The following is a 23,806-nucleotide window of genomic DNA, read 5'->3' on the forward strand; positions in this document are numbered from 1 at the left end:
CCTCTGTCCTGCCGGACATCTCCCCCGCGAGATGTCCGGCAGGACAGAGGGGGCGCTGTCCCTCCAGGGTTCAGTGATTCTTCAAACGAACAAATCAACCTTCTGAAAAGTTGTCACGTCGATCAGGCCGACATCGGAAATTCTGAGCTCGGGGATGACGACCAGTGCCAGCAGCGAGTGCTGCATGTAGGCGTTGTTCAGCGAGCAGCCCATCTGGCGCATGGCGTCGCTGAGTTTGTCGGCCTTGGCGGCGACGATTTCGGCGCGCTCGTCCGACATCAGCCCGGCGATCCGCATTTCGACCAGCGCCAGCTCCTTGCCGTTGGAAAACAGCACGACGCCGCCGCCGACCTCGCCCAGCCGGTTCACGGCCAGAGCCATGTCCTGCTTGTTGGTGCCGACGACGATGATGTGGTGGGCATCGTGGGCCACGCTCGACGCCATGGCGCAGTCGCCGATGTAGCCGAAGCCGGAGACGAAGGCGTTGGTGACGCCGCCGGTGCCCTTGTGGCGCTCGACCAGCGCGATCTGGCAGACATCGTTGCGACGGTCCATGGCGACCAGCCCGTCCTCGACGGCAAGATCGGCCTCCAGCGCCCGCGTCGGCGCCTGGTTCTCGATGACGCCGATGACGCGTACCCGCACCTCGTTGGCGCCCAGGGGTGCGGCGATATCGAAATCGCCGGGCTTGAGCTTCCTGCCGAGCTTGACGGTGTTCTTCGCCGTCTTCGGATAGTCGTAGGCTGGAATGTCGATTTCGAGCTTGCCGCCCTTGGCCAGCCTGACGCCGCGGCCATAGACCTCGTCGATGGTCATTTCGGCGAGGTCGGAGACGATCAGCAGATCGGCGAGCCGTCCCGGCGCGATCGAGCCGATCTCGCGCTCCAGCCGGAAATGCTGGGCGGTGTTGAGCGTCGCCATCTGAATCGCCGTCACCGGCTTCAAGCCCTGGCTGATGGCGTGGCGCACGACCCGGTCCATATGGCCTTCGTGCACCAGCGTGCCGGAATGGCTGTCGTCGGTGCACAGGATGAAGTTGCGCGGGTCGAGCCCGCTCTCCGTCACCGCCTTGATCTGCGAGGCGACGTCATACCAGGCCGAGCCCAGCCGCAGCATTGCCTTCATGCCCTGGCGGACGCGGGCGATGGCGTCCTCGGCGCGCGTGCCTTCGTGATCGTCCTCGGGGCCGCCGGCGACATAGCCGTGGAACGGCAGGCCGAGATCGCGCGAGGCATAATGCCCGCCGACCGTCTTGCCGGCCCTCACCGTCGCGGCGATCTCGCCCGACATCACCGGATCGTTGGCGGCGACGCCGGGAAAATTCATCACCTCGCCGAGCCCGATGATGTTCTCCCAGCTCATCGCTTCGGCAACGTCGGCGACGGTCAGCTCGGCGCCGGCATGCTCCAGCCCCGGTGCCGAAGGCACGCAGGACGGCATCTGCACAAGCACGTTGACCGGCATGGCAACGGCCTCGTCATGCATCAGCCGCACGCCCGGCAGGCCGAGCACATTGGCGATCTCATGCGGATCGATGAACATTGAGGTGGTGCCGTGCGGGATCACCGCGCGGCAGAATTCCGTAACCGTCACCATGCCGCTCTCGACATGCATATGCGCGTCGCAAAGCCCCGGCACCAGATAGCGGCCGCCGGCATCGACCACCTTGGTGCCCTGGCCGATGGCATGGCCGGCGTTCGGGCCGCAATAGGCAAAGCGGCCGCCGGCAATGGCGATGTCGGTGCCGGCGATGATCTCGCCCGAATGGACGTTGACCCAGCGCCCGTTGCGGATGACGAGATCGGCGGGCTTGCGGCCCATGGCGACATCGACCAGATGCGTCGCCATCTCGGCCCAGGGTTTTGGTTTCGTCGCATTGGCGGTCTTCGGCATCAACAGGCTCCTCTTTGCCCGACTGTGCCAAGCCGCGAGGATTTTGACCAGCGGGGAAGTAAGCGCGGACGGCGAAGTTGCAGATCTCCCCCCTCGAGGGGGAGATGTCACCGAAGGCGACAGAGGGGGTCGGGACGTCCTGACGCGAACCTTTACCGCGAACAAAACAGGCTGGCGCTCGACGCGCGACGACCCCCTCTGGCCTGCCGGCCATCTTCCCCTCAAGGAGGGAGATCGATGCGCCATGGCTTTCGCCAATCGTCAAGGGCATTTTGTGCCGGCCGCAGCAACTTTGTTCTTGCTTTGTGCCGGCAGCTATGCTACTAACTTGGGTATGGTGCCAATTGGCTCCAACGACCCGTCCTCCCGAGGCGGGTTTTTTGTTATTGCGCCATTCATGGCAAATGGCCCAGGCGGAATACGATTCCGTTGCGGCCAATCAGCTTTCGTCTCGTTAGAGGATCCTTCTGAATCGACGGTCGCGGAGTTTGACGCACTCCATCGTTCGAGCCTTCGGCCGGTTCACTCAATTCGATCCCGAACTGTCACTTCTTGCTTGGATCGTCTGCCGGGTTGACGTAGGTGATCTTGAATGGCCCCTCGCCATGAACCTGGATGATCGTATCGCTTGTCGTCCAGGCGAAGTGATTCATTCCGGCCGGCGCGACGCCGAAGCCGCCAGCAGTCAGTTCGACACCTTTCGCCTCGTCGAGCTTATCGCCCATTCCAATATGGAAGTTGCCGGAAAGCACCGTTACGTATTCCGTGGTGGGATGATTATGTGCGGCAATTTTGTAGCCGGCGGGTGTCTTCAACCGCAGCACATAGGCGCCCTCCTTTGAGGGGTCTCCAGCGACAACAGCCATTTCCGCGCCAGCGGGAATGACAGCTGGAGCAGGACCCCATTTGATGTCTTTGGCGTTCATCGGCATCTCATCGGCAAACAGAGACGCCGTCCCAACAACCAGCAGTGCCAGGGCAGAGGCAAGCTTGAGCATGACAATCTCCCAATGTCTGTAGAGGACGGCGTCGAGTATCGGCGCGCCGATCCACTTGCCAATTGGAGTCTATCAGGGCAGAGCGCCCGAACGCATCCTGCGAACGGGGGACGCGCATTCGCGGTAGCCGCGGAAGCTGCCGCTAAAAACATTTCCAGGTGAAACGATTTTGTTTGTATCACTGTAGGTGATCGGCCTCGCTAGCTTCCAGTGCCAGATTTGTCGACGGCAGAAGACGGCTTGACGGCCCCTGCCCGGCATCTGAACAGGACTGGCCTGCGGACGTGGCGGAATTGGTAGACGCAAGGGACTTAAAATCCCGTTCTAGTCCGTTGCACCCTCGCAACTAACCCCTCAACGCTTGTAATTCCCCGGTTTGCGCCGGGGTTTGCATTTCATTTTAAACTCTCCACTCGTGCAGCGGATTTTGTGGGAAACCCGCCGTTGTGGGAAATCGTGTGGGAAAAGGAGAACAGACGTTCATGACCAAACCAATCCATATCAATCTGCAGGCCGGCACCGACGACGAGTTAGACAACTACGCCAAGGGTGGTTCCAGAAGAGGAAATCGAATTAAATCAGCACAATCCCTAGAGGTGCGTGAGGCGGTTTCTCAAGCACCAGCACATGACTGCCAAGAGGTGATGTGTGAGTGCTCTTAACCTTGAACCCCTCGTCAGAAAGCGTTTCGATGAATTCGCCATCCGTTCCAGGCGGAACGCGGGCAACAACGTTCGAGGTGCGCCTCACAATATTGGAAAGCACCCTTCGCGCCTTGCCCGGGCCGATGTTGCGCTGCATGTGCTGATAGACGGCCAGCAGCAGGACGATATCGTATTTCGGTAAGAGGATATTGCCGAGGCGCCGGCTGCCAAGATTCAGGCGATCGAACCGGGCATGCACCGGGGAGCCACTCAACAACATCTTTGCAGTCTCGATATGCGGCTTGGCAACGTCGATCCCGTGGATCGAGCTGGGTTTCAGCTTGGATATCTCATAGGCGACAACACCCATATTGCAGCCAACATCGAGAATGGATTTCCCAGCATAGTCGATCTCCAATGAGAATATCCCGTCCAGTCTATCCTCCCATGTTCCTGCAAAACCTCTTTTGAACCTTGACCACCACAAATCATATACTCCTAATATTAGAGATCGCCGAACTATAGCGCTCGTTACCTTCTACTATTCATAAGTCGTGGCCAAGAAAAGCCTGCCCTCCACAAAAACACAGAAAAACATCATGGACACCACGTTCAAGGGCGCTGCGAGGCCCTTGCTGATCTCAACTTGCGGAAACTAGGCGCCCGCATTGGAGTAGGAGAGGACGGTGTTTAGGACATCGCCTTCAAAGCTTGTCCAGCCAACCCCATTACGCATCACGACCACGATCTCCCGGCAGTCGCCTGATGACTCAGAACCGCAAGGGCATCCACCGTCTGATGCAGCACAGCGACCTCTGCGACATCGGCAAGTGGGAGGTCATAGAGGTGTGGCGCAGCATCCGCGAACACATCCCAGGACTGTCCGACACCGTGGTCTACACAACGCGGCATACGTGCTGCTCGTGGCAGATCATCCGTGGCATCGACATCCGGCGCGTCCAAATCTGGATGGGTCAAAAGTCGATCCAGACCACCCTGAACTACGCCCACCTCGCACCCAATCACTTGCTCGACAACCTGACCGCCTCGAAGGTGGCGCGGCTCCGAGGCTCGTGGTAGTGAACGGCAAATCCTAAGCCGACCGTGTGGGAAAGCCATGTGGGAGACCGGTGGGATTTCCCCACAATGTGGGAAGTGGGCGTGGCGGAACTGGTATACGCAGCAGACTTAAAATCTGCCGGTGTTTCAAGCACTTACGGGTTCAAATCCCGTCGCCCACACCAAGCCTCGCAAGGGACTTAATATCCCTCGATCTCTGATCGTACGGGTTCGATTCCCGTCGTCCGCACCAGCAACATCGGCGCCATTGCGGCCTAAGCAAGAGCGTGAACTCGCCGCATACAGGCTGCCATATGCCATTTCTCGACCAGGAGCCGGCGAGCCGATGCGGGATCTGCGATATGCGTATTCCGGCGTCCGCGTGTTCGTTTGCCAGCTTCCAAAGCGCACTCAGGCAAGGGCGGCGGTATCGGTCACACGCATCATCGCCAGCAATTTCGATATGATTTTGTCACATCGGCTGCTATATGGTGGAAAAGGAGTCCGCCCATGCGAACCACCCAGCCGATAAGTATCACCCTCCCGCGCGACATGGCCGAGGCCGTAGCGCGCAAGGTCGAATCCGGCGCGTACGCCTCCGTCAGCGAAGTGCTGCGCGAGGGCGTGCGCGCGCTGCTCGACCGCGACGCCGCCGTTGAACGCTGGCTGCGCGAGGAAGTCGCCCAGAGCTACGACGAGTACAAGGCGAATCCGTCCGGCGCCATCCCTGCCGAGCAGGTCATGCTGCGTATCCGCGACCGCGCCGCCGCGCGGCGCGACGATGCCAATAAGGAATGACGCGCAGGGTTGTATTTTCCGCGCAAGCGGAGCACCGGTTGGATGCGCTGTATCGCTACATAGAGGAATATTCCTCCACAGCCCGTGCGGAATCGTTCGTTGGCGGGATCGTGGCCTATTGCATGGCTCACCCTCCGATCGGGTTCAGCTTCAAATGCTGGATCAGGATAATCGTTTTGGCGTCGATGATCCGACCATCGTGGATGCCGGCCAGCGCCTCGTCGAGCGGCATTTCCAAAACCTCGATGTCCTCGCCTTCGTCATGCGCGCCGCCGCCGTCGGAAATGCGGTCGGCGGGCGAGTAGCGGGCGACGAAAAACCAGAGCCGCTCAGTGACGCTGCCGGGGCTCATATAGGGTGAAAACAGCCGCTGCACGTCCTTCAGCCGATAGCCGAGCTCCTCCTCGGCCTCCTTGCGGATGCAGGTTTCGGAATCGTCTTCGTCGAGCAGACCGGCACAGGCCTCGATCAGCGGCTCCTTGTGGCCGGTTACGCAGGCCGGGTAGCGGAACTGCCGCACCAGAAGCACCGTCGAACGCTCCGGATCGAAAGGCAGGATCACCGCGCCGTCGCCGCGATCGTAGGTCTGGCGGGTGTGCGTTTCCCATTTGCCGTCGCGCCGGCGGTAGTCGAAGACGGTCTTTTTCAGAACCGCCCATTCGTCGGAAAGGACTTCCTCGGAGCGGATGCGAATGCGATCTTCCATGGTGGACTCCCTGCTGCCGCGGCAAGGCGTAGCCGCGAATGGCGGTTCGTGCAATCGGGTCAGCAATTGGTCCAGGCATGTTGATATTCAGGTGATGCCGGCCTGACCTGAATTTCAAACATGCCTGGTGCGCCGGTTCACCGTCTCGTGTCTGGCGCTGGCACAATCGGCTGCCTAAATAGCGGCAACCCTCTCCGGAGTTTTTTATGACCTCATCGCTTTTCCAGCCGATCACCCTCGACGGCCTGACCTTCCCCAACCGCATCGCGGTCGCGCCGATGTGCCAGTATTCGGCCGAGGACGGCTCGGCCAGCGATTGGCATCTCTATCACTGGATGAACCTGGCGATGTCCGGCGCCGGCATGGTCACCGTCGAGATGACCGATGTCGAACGGCGCGGCCGCATCTCGCATGGCTGTCTCGGCCTTTATTCCGAGGACAACGAGGCGGCCGCGCGACGCACGCTGGATGCAGCCAAGCGTGTCGCCGCACCGGGCACGAAATTCGGTACGCAGCTTGCCCATGCCGGGCGCAAGGCCTCCAACCGGAAACCCTGGGAGGGCGGCGGCCCGCTGCATGCCGATCAGGATCCGTGGCCGATCGTGTCGGCCTCGACCATCGCCTACGACACCGGCTGGCAGGTGCCGCGGGCGCTGGAGGATGACGAGATCCTGCAAATCATCGAACGCTTCGCAGAAGCGGCACGGCGGGCCGAGCGCGCCGGCTTCGACTTCATCGAGCTGCATGCCGCGCATGGCTATCTGATCTTCCAGTTCCTGTCGCCGCTGTCCAACCGGCGCACCGACCGCTGGGGCGGCTCGCTGGAAAACCGCATGCGTTTCGCCGTCGAGATCGCCAAGGCGGTGAAGAAGGCGGTGCCGAGACTGATGCTCGGGGCGCGTCTGTCGATCAAGGAATGGGTCGATGGCGGCTTCGAGGTCGAGGATGCGATCGAAGTGGCAAAAGCGCTGAAGGAAGCCGGCGTCGCCTATCTCTGCTGCTCGAGCGGCGGCAATTCACCGTTGCAGAAGCTGCCCTCCGGGCCCGGCTACCAGGTGCATCTGGCCGAAGCGGTGCGCAAGGCCGTCGGCATCCCGACGCGGGCCGTCGGCCTGATCGACGATCCGAAACAGGCCGAGGCGATCGTCGCCGACGGCCGCGCCGACATGGTGGCGCTGGCGCGCGCCTTTCTTGCCGATCCGCGCTGGGGCTGGCGCGCCGCGGCCACCTTCGGCGAAGAAATCCACCCGGCGCCGCAGCTTGCCCGCTCGGTGACGACGATGCAGCACTGGATGAAGGCGGCGAACTGACGGCGGGTTCGTCTCGCTGGACGGGCCAGCACAGCTTCGCATTGATCCTCTGCCGGTGTAGAGTGGCCGGGGGCCGCGGCTGGGCGCGGCGGGTTGGGGGAGCAGAGACATGTCGTTCAGGGGGATTTCCATTGCGGCCGCCGCCGCGGTTGTGGCCGGCCTGTCGTTCGCCTCATCGACGCCGGCCGGGGCTCAATATTGCGAAGGCACGGTGCACGGACTTTCCAGGCACTACAATCTAGCGACGGGAAGCGGCTTTCTCGCCGTTCGGGCCCGGCCGAACTCGTCGTCGCGCATGATCGGGCAATTGTTCAACGGCGACCAAACCGAGATCTTCGACCGCCGCGGAAACTGGTACAAGGTCGATTTCGGCGGCCGCACCGGCTGGGCGAATGCACGCTGGCTGCGCAACGACTGCGGCTATTGAGCTATTTTCGCCTGAGCTAAAAAGCAGTTGCAACCAAATCGGCCGCTCAGCGTTGGCGGCGATGATGGACAGCAAGCCATTTGAAAAGCCGGTCGTGGTCGAACTCGGCCATGTCGGCAAATATCGGCAGATCCGCAGCGCCCAGGAGGCGGCGGAGTGCTTGATGACGGTCTGGCCACTCAACCGCGGGCCGCGTCATCGTGATGCCCTCGACACTTGCCTAAAAGTGCTGGAAGGTTATCGTTCGACGGCGGATGCGCGCCGGGCACTGATCGAAGCCGCCAGGGAATCGGACGTGCTGGTCGCAGACGACAGGCTGCCAGACGACAGACTGGCCGACGACAGGCTGCATTGAGGCAACGGGCTTTCAACCGGAGGGTTTCATGGCGAAACTGACCTACAAGATCGTCGAGCATGACGGAGGCTGGGCTTACAAGGTCGGCTCGACATTCTCCGAAACGTTCCCCACCCATCAGGACGCCTTGCGCGCCGCCGAGATCGCTTCCGCCGAACAGCAGGTCGCCGGCAACACCGATGGCATCCAGTACGAGGACGCCGACGGCAAATGGCACGACGAGCTCGCGGACGGCCGCGACCGGCCGCAGACCGAGGTTTCGGATTAGGGTGTGCCGATATCCCAGTGATGCCGGCGTGCTTTACAGGTCGGTTTGGTAGCGCTACCGTCTCACATCGCGCGTGACCGGGGAGGAGCCTGGGCGCTGTCGCGGGCCAGGCAGGAAAGCGGTTTCCTTCGAAGTCGTTGCAGGAATCAATCGGGAGGAGATCGATGGCGTCTGTCGCAATCGGCGATGTCTACAAATCATTTGGGACCGTCGAGGTCCTGCACGGGGTCAGCGTCGATATAAACGACGGCGAGTTCGTCACGCTGGTCGGTCCTTCGGGTTGCGGAAAGTCGACCCTTCTCAGGATGATCGCCGGCCTGGAAAAGATCTCGCGCGGCCAAATCGCGATCGGCAAACGTGTCGTCAATAACGTTGCGCCAAAGGAGCGCGACGTCGCCATGGTCTTCCAGAACTATGCGCTCTACCCGCATATGACGGTCGCCGAGAACATGGCGTTCTCGCTGATGCTCAAGGGCGTTCCCAAGACGGAGAGCGATGCCGGCGTGCGGCGCGCGGCCGAAATCCTGGGACTGGTGCCGCTGCTCGACCGCTATCCGCGCCAGCTTTCCGGCGGGCAGCGCCAGCGCGTTGCCATGGGCCGGGCGATCGTGCGCGACCCGCAGGTTTTCCTGTTCGACGAGCCGCTATCCAATCTCGATGCCAAGCTCCGGGTGCAGATGCGCGCCGAGATCAAGGAACTGCACCAGCGCCTGAAGACGACGACGGTCTACGTCACCCACGACCAGATCGAGGCGATGACAATGGCCGACAAGATCGTCGTCATGCATGACGGCATCGTCGAGCAGATCGGGCCGCCGCTCGAACTCTACGACCGGCCGAACAATCTTTTTGTCGCCAGCTTCATCGGCTCGCCCGCCATGAACATGCTCAGGGGCGAGATCGTAAGCGACGGCTCGCCGTCATTTCGCGGCGCCGGAGGGATTTCGGTCCCGTTGGCCTCGGCACTTTCCATCGGCAATGGTGAGCCGGTCGTGCTGGGGATACGGCCCGAGCATTTACGGCTATCCGACCATCAGGGCATCCCGGTCACCGTCGTGGTGGTCGAGCCGACAGGGTCCGAAGTGCAGCTCATCGGCCGCACCGCCGGCGGCGAGGAGATCGTCGCAAATTTCCGCGAACGCCATTCCTTCACGCCAGGCGAAACCATCCGGCTTACGGCCGAGCCTGGCCTCATCCATCTCTTTCACGGCAAAACCGGACAGCGGTTCGAAACACCCATCGAGCAGTAGGACGGCAATGACAATAAGCAGGAGGAAGCGAGCATGAAATTCACCAGACGCGACGTGATCCGCACCACCGCCGGTGCGGCGGCGGGAGCCTTGGGAAGCCGGCTCATCGGCTCTCCCGCCTTTGCCCAGGAGGGGTTGAAATACAAGCCCGAGGACGGCGCCAAGCTCAGGCTGTTGCGCTGGTCGCCTTTCGTGAAGGGCGACGAGGACCAATGGCTGGCCAACACCAAGCGCTTCACCGAAGCGACCGGTGTCGAGGTTCGCGTCGACAAGGAAAGCTGGGAGGACATCCGCCCCAAGGCGGCGGTCGCCGCCAATGTCGGCTCCGGCCCGGATCTCATGTTGGTCTGGTTCGACGACCCGCATCAATATCCCGACAAGCTGCACGACGTGACGGAATTGGGTGAATATCTCGGCTCGAAATATGGCGGCTGGTACGACGGACCGCACCAGTATGCGACGCGGGAGGGCAAATTCCTCGGCCTGCCTCTCGCCACCATCGGCAATGCCATCGTCTACCGCGAGAGCTGGGTGAAAGAAGCGGGTTTTTCGGAGTTTCCCAAGGACACTCAAGGCTTGCTCGAACTTTGCAAGGCACTGCAGGCGAAGGGACATCCGGCCGGCTTCACGCACGGCCACGGCGTCGGCGACGGCAACAACTACGCTCACTGGCTGCTGTGGAGCCACGGCGGCCAGATGGTCGACGAGAGCGGAAAGGTAACGATCAACAGCCTGGAGACGCTCAAGGCGATCGAATACGCGCAGCAACTCTACAAGACCTTCATTCCCGGCACCGAAAGCTGGCTCGACGTCAACAACAACCGCGCCTTCCTGGCCGGCGAAGTCAGTGTCATCGCCAATGGGATTTCCGCGTACAACACGGCCAAGATCAACAAGGACAATGATCCGAAGCTGGCTGAAATAGCCAAGGACATTCGCACCACCAACCTGCCGATCGGCCCGGTCGGGAAATCCGTCGAGCTGTTCCAGGTGGACGTCGTCGGCAGGCTATTGCTGCCAGACGCTCAAAGCCTTCGACAACAACCCGGTGTGGACGGCCGATCCGAACAATGCCGCCTACGCCAAGGCCTCGGCGACGCTGCGGCCCAACGGCTATGCCGGCCCGCTTGGCTATGCCTCGGCAGCGACCATGGCCGACTATGTGCTGGTCGACATGTTCGCCAAGGCGGTGACAGGCCAGGCGACACCGCAAGAAGCGATGGAAGAAGCCGAGAAGCGCGCAAACCGCTACTATCGCGTTTGAGCCGGGTTCAGCCGGGCAGCCATGCTGCCCGGCTTCGAATCGCGCATGGCCGCCCGCCGTTCAATGAGACCTTAGAGGAGCCGACCCATGGCCGTGACCTCCACTGCCGCTCAGCCACGCCGGTCGGCGCTGTCGCGCATTATGACGTTCGTGTCCGAAAGTCATAACGCGCTTGGCTTCGGCTTCATGCTGCCGGCGGCGGCGCTGCTACTGGTCTTCCTGACCTATCCGCTCGGGCTCGGCGTCTGGCTCGGCTTCACCGATGCCCGCATCGGCCGCCCCGGCATCTTCATCGGTATCGAGAACTACGAATATCTGTGGGATGACGCCGTCTTCTGGCTCTCGGTCTTCAACACCTTGCTCTACACGATCAGCGCCTCGGTCCTGAAGTTTGCGCTCGGCCTGTGGCTGGCGCTTATCCTCAACCAGAACCTGCCGTTCAAGTCGTTCTTCCGCGCGATCGTCCTGCTGCCCTGGGTGGTGCCGACGGTGCTGTCGGCGATCGCCTTCTGGTGGATCTACGATTCGCAATTCTCGATCCTGTCCTGGGCGCTTATGGAAATGGGCCTGATCGACCATCGCATCAACTTCCTCGGCGATCCCGAGAATGCGCGGGCTTCGGTCATCGCCGCCAATGTCTGGCGCGGCATTCCTTTCGTGGCGATCACGCTGCTTGCCGGCCTGCAGACGATTCCGCAGTCGCTCTACGAGGCCGCCACGCTCGACGGCGCCAGCCGCTGGCAATTGTTCCGCTATGTGACGCTGCCGCTGCTGACGCCGATCATCGCCATCACCATGACGTTTTCGGTGCTGTTCACCTTCACCGACTTCCAGCTGATTTATGTGCTGACGCGCGGCGGGCCGGTGAACGCCACGCATCTGATGGCGACGCTGTCGTTCCAGCGCGGCATTTCCGGAGGCCAGCTTGGCGAAGGCGCCGCGATCGCAGTTGCCATGATCCCGTTCCTGCTGGCGGCGATCCTGTTCAGCTATTTTGGCCTGCAGCGTCGCAAATGGCAGCAGGGCGGCGGAGATTGACATGACCGCGATCGAAACGAGCAAACGCCCGGAACTCGACGAAGGCGGCATGGGCTACCTGCAGAGTTTGCCGCGGCGCGTGGTGACGGTCTACCTGCCGTTGCTGATCTTCGTCATCGTGCTGTTGTTTCCGTTCTACTGGATGACGATCACGGCGGTTAAGCCCAACCTCGAGATGACCGACTACGCCAATTTCAATCCGTTCTGGGTGGTGCATCCGACGCTCGAGCATATCCGCTACCTGCTCTTCGAGACGTCTTATCCGGGCTGGCTGCTCAACACGATCATCATCTCGACCGCCGCCACGTTCCTGTCGCTGCTGGCTGCCGTGTTCGCTGCCTATGCGATCGAACGCTTGAGGTTCTCCGGGGCGCGGCAGGTCGGCCTCGCGGTGTTCCTCGCCTATCTCGTGCCGCCGTCGATCCTTTTCATTCCGCTGTCTGTGATGGTGTTCAACCTTGGACTTTACGACACGCCGTTCGCGCTCATCCTCACCTATCCGACCTTCCTGATCCCGTTCTGCACATGGCTGCTGATGGGTTATTTCCGCTCGATCCCGTTCGAGCTGGAAGAATGCGCGCTGATCGACGGGGCGAGCCGTTGGCAGATCCTCACCAAGATCGTGCTGCCGCTATCGGTGCCGGGCCTGATTTCCGCCGGCATCTTCGCATTCACGCTGTCATGGAACGAGTTCATCTACGCCTTGACCTTCATCCAGTCGTCCGAAAACAAGACTGTGCCGGTCGGCGTGCTCACCGAGCTGGTGCGCTCGGACGTCTATGAATGGGGGGCGCTGATGGCGGGAGCGCTGATCGGCTCGCTGCCGGTCGTGGTGCTCTATTCGTTCTTTGTCGAGCACTATGTTTCCTCGATGACCGGAGCCGTGAAGGAATAGCCAGCATCGTGATTGGGTTCGGAGGTATTCCCGGCGGCCGGGATGCCCGGGGCGGGCACCCTGCCGGCCGAGACCGCGTTCCGGAAGGGTGTCAGCTGCCGGTGTCGGACTTCGGCGCAAATGCGCGGTCGGCAATGCGTTCGATGAAAGCGACGACCCGTTCCGGCTCGACGAATTGCGGCATGTGGCCAAGCCCCTCGACAGCCTCGAAATCGAGCCCCCTGATCTTTTCCACCACCGGCCAGCCTTGAATATCGATGCCCAGCACGAGATCGGAAGCACCAAACAGAATGCCGGCCGGCATGGTGATCTCACCATAGCGTGGCTCGATGCGGCCAAGGTCGTGCTCAATGGCCACGACATCGGTCGACGTTGCATAGAAATGGGTTGGCCTCAGCCCGCACCAGCCGCCGCCCTCGACCATATAGTCGGCCGGCGCCGTCTGCGGCGGGAAGATGAAGGCAAGCGTCGCTTCGGCATATTTGAGAGCCGCCGGGATCGCCACCGTATGAGCCATGATCCGGCGCCGCAGCGGCGACTTGATGTACAGCGGGCCGAACTTCTGGCGCGCGTCCGGCTCCAGATGGGTCAGCGGTGCCAGCAAGGCGATGCCGGAAATCGCCGTGGGATGCTCGATAGCCAGCGTCAGCGCGATGGCGCCACCCAGCGAATGACCGACGACCAGAGGCCTTTCCAGCCCAAGCGCGTCGATAAAATGCCGCACGATCTCGGCCTGCTCGGGCAGCCGTCCGCTGGCGCCCCTGGCCCGCACCGAATAGCCGGAGCCCGGACGGTCGAGCGCGATCAGCCGATAGTTCGGGCCGAACCGTCCGAACAGCGTGTGGCCGAATTGATGAAGCTGCGCGCCGAGGCCGTGCAGGAAGACGATCGGCCGCCCCTCGCCCGTCTCGACATAATGGATGCGGTTGCCGTCGATCTCGATGAATTTGCCACTGGCCGGCACCAGCCTTTCGGCCTTCGCCGCGATCCGCAGCGTCGCCAGCATCGGGTAGGCTGCCACGACGAGCGCCAGCAGAAACAGCGCGCCGGGTAGCCATAGCAGAATCGATGCCGGCATGTCTTGCTCAGGGCTCCAAACCGGCACGCAGCATCACCCGCCGACGGGTGCACTGCAAGGGAGGTGGCACAGGTAGATCCGTCGTTTGGCGGCATTGCCGCCGGCCGTTTGCCGCGCTATCTCAGGCGACCCGTTTGCCGGAGCCAGTCATGACCGAAATCGTCACCGCCGCCATGCTCGTCATCGGCGACGAGATTCTGTCCGGCCGCACCAAGGACAAGAACATCGGCCACCTCGCCGACATCATGACGGCGATCGGCATCGACCTGAAGGAAGTGCGCATCGTTGCGGACGAGGAAGACGAGATCGTCGCTGCGGTGAATGCGCTGCGCACCCGCTATAATTATGTCTTCACCACCGGCGGCATCGGCCCGACGCATGACGACATCACCGCCGATTCGGTTGCCAAGGCCTTTGGCGTGCCATGCGAATACGACGCCAAGGCCTACGCCCTGCTGGAGGCAAGCTACGCCGCCCGCGGCATCGAATACACCGAAGCGCGCAAGCGCATGGCGCGGATGCCGCGCGGGGCAGACCACATCGATAATCCAGTATCGGTTGCGCCGGGCTTTCGCATCGGCAACGTCCATGTCATGGCCGGCGTGCCGGCGATTTTCCAGGCGATGCTCGACAATGTCGTGCCGACATTGCGGGCCGGCACCAAAATGCTGTCGGCAACCGTGGAATGCCCGTTCGGCGAAGGCCTGATCGGCGGGCCGCTGGGCGACATCCAGAAGGCGAATCCGGACACGATCATCGGCTCCTACCCGAAGTATGGCGACGGCAAGTTCTGGACGGAACTGGTGGTGCGCGCCCGCAGCCAGCAGGCGCTGGACTCCGCACGCGCCGACGTAGAGGCTATGGTGGCGGGCTTGATCAAGGCAAGCCGAGTGGGCTGATCGGCCGGCCTGACGGAACCAGCATCGCGCAGTGACGTTTGTCACGGATGGGATCGCCGTAAGAAGTGAGGGACTGCCATGCGCTTCAAGACCATCGTCGCCATACTACAGAACGAACAGGATGCCGAGCGCGTCCTCGACTGCGCGATCCCGCTGGCCGGCCGGTTCCAGAGCCATCTGATCGGCATCCATGCCGAGGCGCTGCCCGTGCCCTACACCTCGGCTACCGGCTTTCCGGACACCGAGTTCCTGCAGGTTTCCGCCGATATGAACCGGGAGCGCGCCGAGAAGTTGCAGGCCGCCTTTCACAGGCGCATCGAGGATTCCGGCCTGTCGTTCGAGTGGCGCAGTCTCGAGAGTTTTTCCGGCGACAGTGCGCTGACCGGCATCTCGACCGTTCGCACCGCGGACCTGATCATCGCCGCGCAGCGCGAATCGGGCAGCGATCCGAGCGCCGACGTCGACACGCTGGTCTACGATGCCGGCCGGCCGGTGCTGGTGGTGCCGCATTCGGGTCCGCTGGTGACCAGCTTCAAGCACGTGCTGCTCGCCTGGAACGGCAGCAAGGAAGCCGCGCGCGCGGCCTTCGATGCCCTGCCCTTCATCATCGAGGCCGAAAAGACGGACATCGTCGTCATCGACCCGCCCGATACGCTCGACGAGGCGCCGGAAACAGCCGGCGCAGAGATCGCCGCCTCGCTGTCCAGGCATGGCGCGACCGTCAGCGTCTCGGTGCTGAGGTCCGGCGGCGCTTCCGTTGACGACATCATCCAGACCAGGGTCGCCGAATCGGGTGCGGACCTGCTCGTGCTCGGCGCCTACAGCCATTCCTGGCTGCGCCAGCTGCTGTTCGGCGGGGTGACGCGAACGGTGCTGCGCACCGCCCCGGTGGCGGCTTTCCTGTCGCGGTAGGTTCACAGGGATAGCTGGCAGGACAATAGCTTTGCCGCGCCCTTGCCAAGGCCAAGCCTTTCCAGTTAATTCCGCGCGCATTCCATAGTGTCTGCGCGCGATGCGCGCTTTGCGGAGTGCGCGAAAGATGTCCCTGCCCGAAAAAGCCTTCCCGGTCTCCTGGGACCAGTTCCACCGCGATGCGCGCGCGCTCGCCTGGCGGCTTGCCGGCGCCAACAAGGGGCAATGGAAGGCGATCGTCTGCATCACGCGCGGCGGCCTGGTTCCGGCGGCTATCATTTCGCGCGAACTTGGCATCCGCATCATCGAGACGGTCTGCGTCGCCTCCTACCACGATTATACCAGCCAGGGGCAATTGCAGGTGCTGAAGGAGGTCACGCCGGCGCTGCTCGCCGATGACGGGGCCGGCGTGCTGATCATCGACGACCTCACCGACACCGGCAAGACGGCGGGCATCGTGCGCGCGATGATGCCTAAGGCGCATTTCGCCACCGTCTATGCCAAGCCGAAAGGCAGGCCGATGGTGGACACTTTCGTTACCGAGGTCAGCCAGGACACCTGGATCTATTTCCCCTGGGACATGGGCTTCACCTACCAGAAGCCGATCGCCGACGATCACGCCGGCTGATTCGCGGCAACGCCGCTTGATGCACCGAGTCCGCCCAGGGGACCTCCGCACACCGATAAAGGCGTGGCGCGACGCTGCTGCAGTCGCGCCATTAGGCTGAGATCGGCGCAGATTGACGGAATCTGGCCGATCCGTGAAACATTTTTTACTTTCATTGCTTATAATTAGCCGTAAGATTCGTGAGACGGCAAATGATTCTGGAAGCTGGGGCAAGCTTCTCCGATGTTGACGAGGCCAACGACGCACAACCACAAGGCCGAAAGGGTCCGGCGACTCTTCGGCGCGGTGCCGTACCGCCTTCAGGTTGCAGCGTTGCCTTGGCGCGATAGCGGCGACGGCGTGGAAATCATGCTGATCACCAGCCGCGATACCGGCCGTTGGGTGCTTCCCAAGGGCTGGCCGGAAGCGAAGGAGCCGCTTTGCGAAGCGGCGGCACGCGAAGCCGGCGAGGAGGCCGGCCTGAGCGGCACAATCTCGCATCACGAGGCCGGCCGCTATTTCTATGCCAAGCTGCTGGCTACCGGCGAGGAAGTGCCGTGCGAGGTCCTGGTGTTCCCGCTGCAGGTCGACAAGGTCGCCGACCGGTGGAAGGAAAAGCGGGCACGCAGCCGCAAATGGGTCAGCGCCGCCGAGGCTGTGCGCATGGTCAACGAACCCGACCTCAGCCAGATCATCGCCCATTTCTGCGCGGATCCGCATCGGTTCTCCTGAGTCTCAGTCGCGCATAGCCTATCGCTCAGGTGCTATGAACGTCGTTGCCGAAGCGCCTCCACCCAAAGCCGACCCTTCCTTGCGCTCCTCTTCTATCCCCGTTATCCACATGTGTGACACACAAGATGTGGGGGTCATAAAAGCTACGCAAACGAATCCTTGACGCCGCAAAACGAGTCGCCTTTTATAGGCCATGCGCTCTTGTTGAGAGTGCGACCGGAAAAGTTTCGAGGCCGGTCTTTTTCCCGGAATATGTGCGTTTTGAGCCGCATTCCCGCCTGTTTACGAGGCCGGCGAAGGCGTGGGATTTTGAAGCCTTGGGGGGCGAAAGGGGAGGATTGTCGGACTTGAATAAATTGTCTGTTAATACTATATTTAGTGTTTGCAGGTAGGTTCGACGCTAGATAATGTGAAGCTCCCTCGACCGAGGGCGTTACAAAAAGTTTTCAGTTTTGAGGGACCACAGGGTCCGTGAGCGCGTTGGACAGCGGCCTCGCAAGAGGTTCGACCGGCACGGCGGCGGAGACTGTGACGATGAGAGCCGGCGGTTTTCGAACGCCGGCAGATGGCGGACATGCGCGTTTCCTCAAGAGGGCAGAAATCCTCGGGGAAAAGCGCTATATGTAGACAAAAGGGACCGGACCAATGCGCATCGAGCGTCGTTTCACCAAGCCAGGACAATCTGCCTATGCGGAGATCGAATTCCGCAAGGCGCTTTCCGAGATCAAGAATCCGGATGGGTCGGTGGTGTTCCGCTTGGACAACATCGACGTGCCGGCTCAGTTCTCCCAGGTTGCCGCCGATATCCTGGCGCAGAAATATTTCCGCAAGGCTGGCGTCCCGGCACGGCTGAAGAAGGTCGAAGAGACGCAAGTCCCCTCCTTCCTGTGGCGCTCCGTCGCCGACGAGGCTGAACTGGCCAAGCTGCCGGAAGCCGAGCGCTACGGTTCCGAGACCGACGCCCGCCAGGTCTTCGACCGGCTTGCCGGTACCTGGACCTATTGGGGCTGGAAGGGCGGCTACTTCAAGTCGGAGGAAGACGCGCGCGCCTTCCGCGACGAGCTCGCCTATATGCTGGCCACCCAGCGCGTCGCGCCGAACTCGCCGCAATGGTTCAACACTGGCCTGCACTGGGCCTATGGCATCGACGGTCCGAGCCAGGGCCATTTCTATGTCGACCCGTTCACCGGCAAGCTGACCAAGTCGAAGTCTTCCTACGAGCATCCGCAGCCGCATGCCTGCTTCATCCAGGGCGTGCAGGACGACCTCGTCAATGAAGGCGGCATCATGGACCTGTGGGTGCGTGAGGCGCGCCTGTTCAAATACGGTTCCGGCACCGGCTCCAACTTCTCGTTCCTGCGCGGTGAAGGCGAAAAGCTGTCGGGCGGCGGCCGCTCGTCGGGGCTGATGAGTTTCCTCAAGATCGGCGACCGCGCGGCGGGCGCCATCAAGTCGGGCGGCACCACGCGTCGCGCCGCGAAAATGGTCATCGTCGACGCTGATCATCCCGATATCGAGGAATTCATCGACTGGAAGGTCAATGAGGAGCAGAAGGTCGCCTCGCTGGTTACCGGCTCGAAGATCGTCAAGAAGCATCTCGAAGCGATCATGAAGGCCTGCATCAACTGCGAAGGCAATGGCGACGACTGCTTCGACCCGGCGGTCAACACCGCGCTGAAGCGCGAGATCAAGGCGGCCAAGAAGGACGCGGTGCCGGAGAACTACATCTACCGCGTCATCCAGTTCGCCAGGCAGGGCTACACCTCGATGTCGTTCAAGACCTACGACACCGACTGGGATTCGGATGCCTATCTCACGGTTTCCGGCCAGAACTCCAACAATTCGGTGTCGCTGAAGGACGATTTCCTGCGCGCCGTCGAGCAGGACGGCGACTGGCATCTCACCGCCCGCAAGGACGGCAAGGTGCTGAAGACGCTGAAGGCGCGCGATCTCTGGGAAAAGATCGGCTATGCCGCCTGGGCGTCGGCCGATCCGGGCCTGCATTTCAACACGACGATGAACGACTGGCACACCTGCGCCTCGGCCGGTGCGATCCGGGCGTCCAACCCGTGCTCGGAATACATGTTCCTCGACGACACCGCCTGCAATCTGGCCTCGATCAACCTTCTGCCCTACCGCAACGCCGACGGAACCATCGACATATCAGCCTACGAGCACACGGTTCGGCTGTGGACCATGGTGCTGGAAATCTCCGTCATGATGGCGCAGTTCCCGTCGAAGGAGATCGCCAAGCTTTCCTACGAATACCGCACGCTCGGCCTCGGCTACGCCAATATCGGCGGCCTGCTGATGACCTCGGGCATTCCCTATGATTCCGACGAGGGCCGCGCCATCTGCGCCGCCCTCACCGCGATCATGACCGGCACCGCCTATGCCACTTCGGCCGAAATGGCCGCCGAGCTCGGCGCCTTCCCCGACTACGACCGCAACGCGCAGAACATGCTGCGCGTCATGCGCAATCACCGCCGCGCGGCGTATGGCGAAAGGGACGGCTACGAGAAGCTCGCCGTCAATCCGGTGCCGCTGGTCGCCTCGGATCTCAGGCAGCAGGAGCTTGCCGAACGTGCCAAGGCCGCCTGGGACCGCGCCATCGAGCTCGGCGAGGAGCATGGCTACCGCAACGCGCAGGCAACGGTGATCGCCCCGACCGGCACGATCGGCCTGGTGATGGATTGCGATACCACCGGCATCGAGCCCGACTTCGCGCTGGTAAAATTCAAGAAGCTCGCCGGTGGCGGCTATTTCAAGATCATCAACCGCGCCGTGCCGGAAGCGTTGCGCACGCTCGGCTATTCCGAGAGCCAGATCGCCGAGATCGAGGCCTATGCGGTCGGCCACGGCAATCTCAACCAGGCGCCGGGCATCAATCCTGGCTCGCTCAAGGCAAAAGGCTTTACCGACGAAAAGATCGCCGCGCTCAATGCGGCATTGAAGTCGGCCTTCGATATCAAGTTCGTCTTCAACCAGTGGACGCTGGGCTCTGACTGGGTGAAGGAGACGTTCGGCTTCACCGACGAGCAGCTCAACGATTTCTCATTCGAGATGCTGCCGGCGCTTGGTTTTTCGAAGAAAGATATCGAGGCCGCCAACATCCATGTCTGCGGGGCGATGACGCTGGAAGGCGCGCCGTTCCTGAAGGCCGAACACCTGCCGGTGTTCGACTGCGCCAGCCCGTGCGGCAAGATCGGCAAGCGTTCGCTGTCGATCAACAGCCACATCATGATGATGGCGGCGGCGCAGCCCTTCATCTCCGGCGCCATTTCCAAGACCATCAACATGCCGAACGACGCGACGGTGGAAGACGCCAAAGGCGCCTACATGCTGTCGTGGAAGCTGGCGCTGAAGGCTAACGCGCTCTATCGCGACGGCTCGAAGCTGTCGCAGCCGCTCAATGCCTCGCTGCTCGCCGACGTCGAAGACGACGAGGACGAAGCCATCGAGCAGCTGATCGCGGCGCCGGCCGCACAGCGCGCCGTTCAGGTGACCGAGAAGATCGTCGAGCGCGTCGTCGAGCGTCTCTACCGTGACCGCGAGAAGCTGCCGAACCGCCGCAAGGGCTATACCCAGAAGGCGGTCGTCGGCGGCCACAAGGTCTATCTGCGCACTGGCGAGTTTGATGACGGTCGTATCGGCGAGATCTTCATCGACATGCACAAGGAAGGTGCGGCCTTCCGGGCGATGATGAACAACTTCGCCATCGCCATCTCGCTCGGCCTGCAATATGGCGTGCCGCTCGAGGAATTCGTCGAGGCCTTCACCTTCACCAAATTCGAGCCGGCTGGCATGGTGCAAGGCAACGACGCGATCAAGAACGCCACGTCGATCCTCGACTATGTCTTCCGCGAACTCGCCGTCTCCTATCTCGGCCGCCACGACCTGGCCCATGTCGACCAGTCGGACTTCGACAAGACTGCGCTCGGGCGCGGCATCAACGAAGGCAAGGCAACGCCCTTCTCCAAGGGCCTGACCCGCGGCGCCTCGCCGGTCAAGCTGGTGTCGGGCGCCGAGCCGAAAGGCTTTGCGGGTTCCGGCTCCGGAACTCCAGCCCGTACCGCCCCGACCGCCTTCTCCGGCTCCAACGTGCTGACGCTGAAGCCGGCCAGCGACGAAGCCATCGCCTACAAGCGCGACTACGAGGAGCGCGCCAGGGAACTGGTCGAGGACATCGTCTACGCGGAAGCCTCCGACCCGACGGAGCTGTTCACCGACGAGGCCGCGAAAGAAGCAGCCGAAGCCAAAGCGCTCGCCGCCAACCGGCGCCAGCAATCATTGATGCAGGGCTACACCGGCAACGAATGCTCGGAATGCCACAATTTCACGATGGTGCGGAACGGGACTTGCGAGAAGTGCGATACGTGCGGGGCCACGAGCGGGTGTAGCTGAGGTATGGCTAGCGTGTTTAGTTGGACGTGCCCTTATTGCGGGCACGTCCAAACGGTCACGGACAATAAATACTCTGTAGACAGAGCAGATGTCTCCGTTGAAAGCAAAAACTACCCTTCCTTGGCGGTGCAAATATCCGCAATAGGCTGTGCGAACCAGGAATGTGATCAGGTTCAAATAACAGCCACAGTTGGCCGATATTCGGCGCCGGCAAGCGGAGGCAGCTATGCGTTTAGAGACCCCATTTCAATCCATCAGCTTCGCCCTGAAAGTCAGGCGAAGCCGCAGCCAAAATACATTCCTAGGCCAATAGTAACAGACTACGAGGAAGCCTGTCGCATCAGAGACCTTAGTCCAAAAGCATCAGCAACGCTAGCGAGACGCTGCTTACAAGGTATGATTAGAGATTTTTGCGGCATAGCCAAAAGCCGTCTTGTAGATGAAATAAATACACTACGGGATTCTGCGACGGGTGGGACGGCCCCACAAGGTGTTTCAATTGATAGCATCGATGCAATCGACGGGTTGCGTAAGATTGGCAATATCGGCGCGCACATGGAGAAAGACATCGACGTGATTGTCGATGTCGACCCAAACGAGGCACAAGCCTTGATTGAGTTGATAGAGAGCCTTTTCGAAGAATGGTACGTAGCTCGAGACAAACGTCAACGACGTTTCGCGCGAGTTGCTGAGGTTGCAACTCAAAAAAATGAAGCCAAAACCCCGAAACCTGACAAGGGTGGCGAAACTGAAGCAATAGAGCGAAGCGAGGCCGGATGAAGGGTGTTCCAGCTTGGCACCCTCGGCATTCCGTCCAACAACCCTCAACCATCGCAGCGCTGCGCGCCGATCCACCTTTCCCACAAGGGGAGAAGGGAAGACCGCTCCTCACCCTACTCTGCGTCGACCAATTCCTATCCTCCGCCAGCTCAAGCCCGCCAGGCGTTCTCGTCGCCGTGGAAGACGTTGAGGTCGATGCGGCCCCTCACCTTGCGACAGGCTGGGGTCGGACTATTGCGAGGACCATTTGCGGTCGAGATAAACCTTTGAGGAGGTGCGCCGCCACCGATTGCAACCAAAGGCAGTCATCGCCAACATAATCATGAAATCAAAGCCGGCCGCGTCACGGTGGCCGGCAAGCCGTCTGAAGAGGTTGCTCCAGGAACCCTGAACAGTATCCTCAAGCAGTCCGGTCTGAAGGAGTGATGACATGCGATACGCGGTGGTGATTGAAAAAGCCGGAAACAATTTTTCCGCTATGTGCCGGATCTGCCCGGCTGCATCGCCACCGGTGCGACGGTGCCTGAAGTGGAAACCGAAATTCGTGACGCAATACGCCTTCATATCGAAGGCCTGCGGGCCGATGGGCTGGATGTGCCCAAAGCTGTCAGCCTGGCGGAATATGTCGAGGCATAGAGCCGGGCTGTGGTGCTGCAGGGTTGCGGCGTCCCGCTTCGAGTGTCAGAGTCCCGCGATGGTGCGGAATGATTGATCACATAACGGTTGCAGTGAGCGATCTGCAGAAGTGCAAACTCTTCTACGAAAGAGCTTTTGGACCTTTGGGATATCGCCTTTCCTTTGGTAAGCAGGGGGTGTTTTGGGCTTTTGATGTCGGCAGCGGCAGCTTGTTCGAGATTCAACATTCGGACAGCAAACCACCGCTGACCCGTGTGCACGTCGCTTTCCGGGTAAATGGCAGGGCAGCGGTTGACGCGTTCTATCGAGCTGCCCTCGACGCAGGTGGCGCAGACAATGGTGTACCCGGCCCGCGTCCGGAATATGCAGAGAATTACTATGCCTGTTTTGTACTTGATCCCGATGGCTACAACATTGAAGCCATGCTCAATGAGCCAGTGAAGGAATGACGAGGGGCAATCCTCTCGTCGTCATCCTAGGGCGGAGCAGGAGCGAAGCGACGTCGCGGAGACCCTAGGATCCATGCCGTGCCTTCCGAGCAGCGCGGCAGTGCAGAAGGTGCGAAACGCCGGCGGGACAGCGCCCTGCCGGGCATTTCCCCCAGAGAGACCGGCTTCGCCAATCTTCGACGTCGTGAAAGGGCGCTGCCAATCTCGTGGATGGGAGCGAGGAGCGGAAGCCATTGCTTGGCTTTCCGAGCGACGAATGTCCGGCAGAGCAGAGGGGGCACCGGCACTCGTTCTGCATCGCTGCATTCTTAGGCGACCATCACGGCATGATGGGGTGGACGGCGCCCGACGGCATCGGATGTGCCAGAATGAGTTCGTTGAGATCTCAAACAAGGGAGCCGTCC

The 23,806-nt window shown here is 61.6% G+C and carries 21 protein-coding genes, 1 tRNA gene and 2 pseudogenes; 19 read left to right on the plus strand and 5 right to left on the minus strand.

Annotation, left to right across the window (positions count from 1 at the left end; translation table 11 throughout):
* Positions 1–81: 81 nt before the first annotated feature.
* The 3 genes from ade to NKJ55_RS32585 form a co-directional block, all read right to left on the minus strand.
* Positions 82–1,893 carry an adenine deaminase gene (gene ade / locus NKJ55_RS32575; protein WP_352453476.1) on the minus strand — a complete coding sequence of 604 codons (1,812 nt, stop codon included), beginning with the start codon at positions 1,891–1,893 and terminating at the stop codon, positions 82–84.
* A 545-nt stretch (positions 1,894–2,438) separates the two neighbouring features.
* Positions 2,439–2,891 carry a cupin domain-containing protein gene (locus tag NKJ55_RS32580; RefSeq protein ID WP_352453477.1) on the minus strand — a complete coding sequence of 151 codons (453 nt, stop codon included), beginning with the start codon at positions 2,889–2,891 and terminating at the stop codon, positions 2,439–2,441.
* Between the two features lie 573 nt (positions 2,892–3,464).
* Complete coding sequence (locus tag NKJ55_RS32585; protein ID WP_352453478.1) at positions 3,465–3,953, minus strand: class I SAM-dependent methyltransferase; 489 nt, start codon at positions 3,951–3,953, stop codon at positions 3,465–3,467.
* A gap of 347 nt (positions 3,954–4,300) precedes the next feature.
* Between NKJ55_RS32585 and NKJ55_RS32590 the strand changes: the two genes are divergently transcribed.
* The 3 genes from NKJ55_RS32590 to NKJ55_RS32600 all read left to right on the plus strand — a co-directional run bounded on the left by NKJ55_RS32590 (position 4,301) and on the right by NKJ55_RS32600 (position 5,392).
* Positions 4,301–4,615: a tyrosine-type recombinase/integrase gene (locus NKJ55_RS32590; RefSeq protein WP_352453479.1), complete on the plus strand. Its 315-nt coding sequence runs from the start codon at positions 4,301–4,303 to the stop codon at positions 4,613–4,615.
* 75 nt (positions 4,616–4,690) lie between these two features.
* Positions 4,691–4,779, plus strand: a tRNA-Leu gene (locus tag NKJ55_RS32595).
* Between the two features lie 325 nt (positions 4,780–5,104).
* Positions 5,105–5,392: a ribbon-helix-helix domain-containing protein gene (locus NKJ55_RS32600; RefSeq protein ID WP_352453480.1), complete on the plus strand. Its 288-nt coding sequence runs from the start codon at positions 5,105–5,107 to the stop codon at positions 5,390–5,392.
* Positions 5,393–5,519: 127 nt separating this feature from the next.
* Here the strand turns inward: NKJ55_RS32600 and NKJ55_RS32605 are convergent, their stop codons facing one another.
* Positions 5,520–6,098, minus strand: coding sequence for an NUDIX domain-containing protein (locus tag NKJ55_RS32605; RefSeq protein ID WP_352453481.1), 579 nt, complete (start codon positions 6,096–6,098; stop codon positions 5,520–5,522).
* 206 nt (positions 6,099–6,304) lie between these two features.
* Between NKJ55_RS32605 and NKJ55_RS32610 the strand changes: the two genes are divergently transcribed.
* From NKJ55_RS32610 to NKJ55_RS32645, 8 genes and pseudogenes are all read left to right on the plus strand, one after another.
* Complete coding sequence (locus tag NKJ55_RS32610; protein ID WP_352453482.1) at positions 6,305–7,408, plus strand: NADH:flavin oxidoreductase/NADH oxidase; 1,104 nt, start codon at positions 6,305–6,307, stop codon at positions 7,406–7,408.
* Between the two features lie 109 nt (positions 7,409–7,517).
* Positions 7,518–7,835: an SH3 domain-containing protein gene (locus NKJ55_RS32615; RefSeq protein ID WP_352453483.1), complete on the plus strand. Its 318-nt coding sequence runs from the start codon at positions 7,518–7,520 to the stop codon at positions 7,833–7,835.
* Positions 7,836–7,896: 61 nt separating this feature from the next.
* On the plus strand, positions 7,897–8,190 hold the full coding sequence (locus NKJ55_RS32620) for a DUF982 domain-containing protein (RefSeq protein ID WP_352453484.1): 294 nt from the start codon (positions 7,897–7,899) through the stop codon (positions 8,188–8,190).
* A gap of 28 nt (positions 8,191–8,218) precedes the next feature.
* The gene (locus NKJ55_RS32625; RefSeq protein ID WP_023674770.1) at positions 8,219–8,458 is read left to right on the plus strand and encodes a DUF2188 domain-containing protein; all 240 of its coding nucleotides are present in this window, start codon (positions 8,219–8,221) and stop codon (positions 8,456–8,458) included.
* Positions 8,459–8,622: 164 nt separating this feature from the next.
* Entirely contained in the window at positions 8,623–9,708 is a 1,086-nt protein-coding gene (locus NKJ55_RS32630; protein WP_352453485.1) for an ABC transporter ATP-binding protein, read from the plus strand.
* Positions 9,709–9,741: 33 nt separating this feature from the next.
* A pseudogene (locus tag NKJ55_RS32635) lies at positions 9,742–10,972 on the plus strand (ABC transporter substrate-binding protein).
* Positions 10,973–11,113: 141 nt separating this feature from the next.
* Complete coding sequence (locus NKJ55_RS32640) at positions 11,114–12,010, plus strand: carbohydrate ABC transporter permease (RefSeq protein WP_352453492.1); 897 nt, start codon at positions 11,114–11,116, stop codon at positions 12,008–12,010.
* Between the two features lies 1 nt (position 12,011).
* Positions 12,012–12,905: a carbohydrate ABC transporter permease gene (locus NKJ55_RS32645; RefSeq protein WP_023674766.1), complete on the plus strand. Its 894-nt coding sequence runs from the start codon at positions 12,012–12,014 to the stop codon at positions 12,903–12,905.
* Between the two features lie 91 nt (positions 12,906–12,996).
* Here the strand turns inward: NKJ55_RS32645 and NKJ55_RS32650 are convergent, their stop codons facing one another.
* The gene (locus NKJ55_RS32650) at positions 12,997–13,983 is read right to left on the minus strand and encodes an alpha/beta fold hydrolase (protein WP_352453486.1); all 987 of its coding nucleotides are present in this window, start codon (positions 13,981–13,983) and stop codon (positions 12,997–12,999) included.
* Between the two features lie 149 nt (positions 13,984–14,132).
* On the opposite strand from NKJ55_RS32650, the gene NKJ55_RS32655 reads away from it, so the two are divergent.
* From NKJ55_RS32655 to NKJ55_RS32695, 8 genes and pseudogenes are all read left to right on the plus strand, one after another.
* The gene (locus NKJ55_RS32655; protein WP_352453487.1) at positions 14,133–14,882 is read left to right on the plus strand and encodes a competence/damage-inducible protein A; all 750 of its coding nucleotides are present in this window, start codon (positions 14,133–14,135) and stop codon (positions 14,880–14,882) included.
* Between the two features lie 78 nt (positions 14,883–14,960).
* Positions 14,961–15,794, plus strand: coding sequence for a universal stress protein (locus tag NKJ55_RS32660; RefSeq protein WP_023674763.1), 834 nt, complete (start codon positions 14,961–14,963; stop codon positions 15,792–15,794).
* A 127-nt stretch (positions 15,795–15,921) separates the two neighbouring features.
* On the plus strand, positions 15,922–16,422 hold the full coding sequence (gpt, locus tag NKJ55_RS32665; RefSeq protein ID WP_023674762.1) for a xanthine phosphoribosyltransferase: 501 nt from the start codon (positions 15,922–15,924) through the stop codon (positions 16,420–16,422).
* A 222-nt stretch (positions 16,423–16,644) separates the two neighbouring features.
* Positions 16,645–17,133 carry an NUDIX hydrolase gene (locus NKJ55_RS32670; protein ID WP_352453488.1) on the plus strand — a complete coding sequence of 163 codons (489 nt, stop codon included), beginning with the start codon at positions 16,645–16,647 and terminating at the stop codon, positions 17,131–17,133.
* A 645-nt stretch (positions 17,134–17,778) separates the two neighbouring features.
* Positions 17,779–21,537: a vitamin B12-dependent ribonucleotide reductase gene (locus NKJ55_RS32675; protein ID WP_352453489.1), complete on the plus strand. Its 3,759-nt coding sequence runs from the start codon at positions 17,779–17,781 to the stop codon at positions 21,535–21,537.
* Between the two features lie 3 nt (positions 21,538–21,540).
* Positions 21,541–22,317 (plus strand): DUF4145 domain-containing protein, encoded by a 777-nt coding sequence (locus NKJ55_RS32680; RefSeq protein WP_352453490.1) that lies wholly within the window; start codon positions 21,541–21,543, stop codon positions 22,315–22,317.
* Positions 22,318–22,747: 430 nt separating this feature from the next.
* Positions 22,748–22,953, plus strand: a pseudogene (locus NKJ55_RS32690) (type II toxin-antitoxin system HicB family antitoxin).
* A gap of 68 nt (positions 22,954–23,021) precedes the next feature.
* Positions 23,022–23,402 carry a VOC family protein gene (locus NKJ55_RS32695; RefSeq protein WP_352453491.1) on the plus strand — a complete coding sequence of 127 codons (381 nt, stop codon included), beginning with the start codon at positions 23,022–23,024 and terminating at the stop codon, positions 23,400–23,402.
* Positions 23,403–23,806 lie beyond the last annotated feature (404 nt).

The organism is Mesorhizobium sp. M0106, assembly GCF_040322715.1.
Classification (GTDB): domain Bacteria; phylum Pseudomonadota; class Alphaproteobacteria; order Rhizobiales; family Rhizobiaceae; genus Mesorhizobium.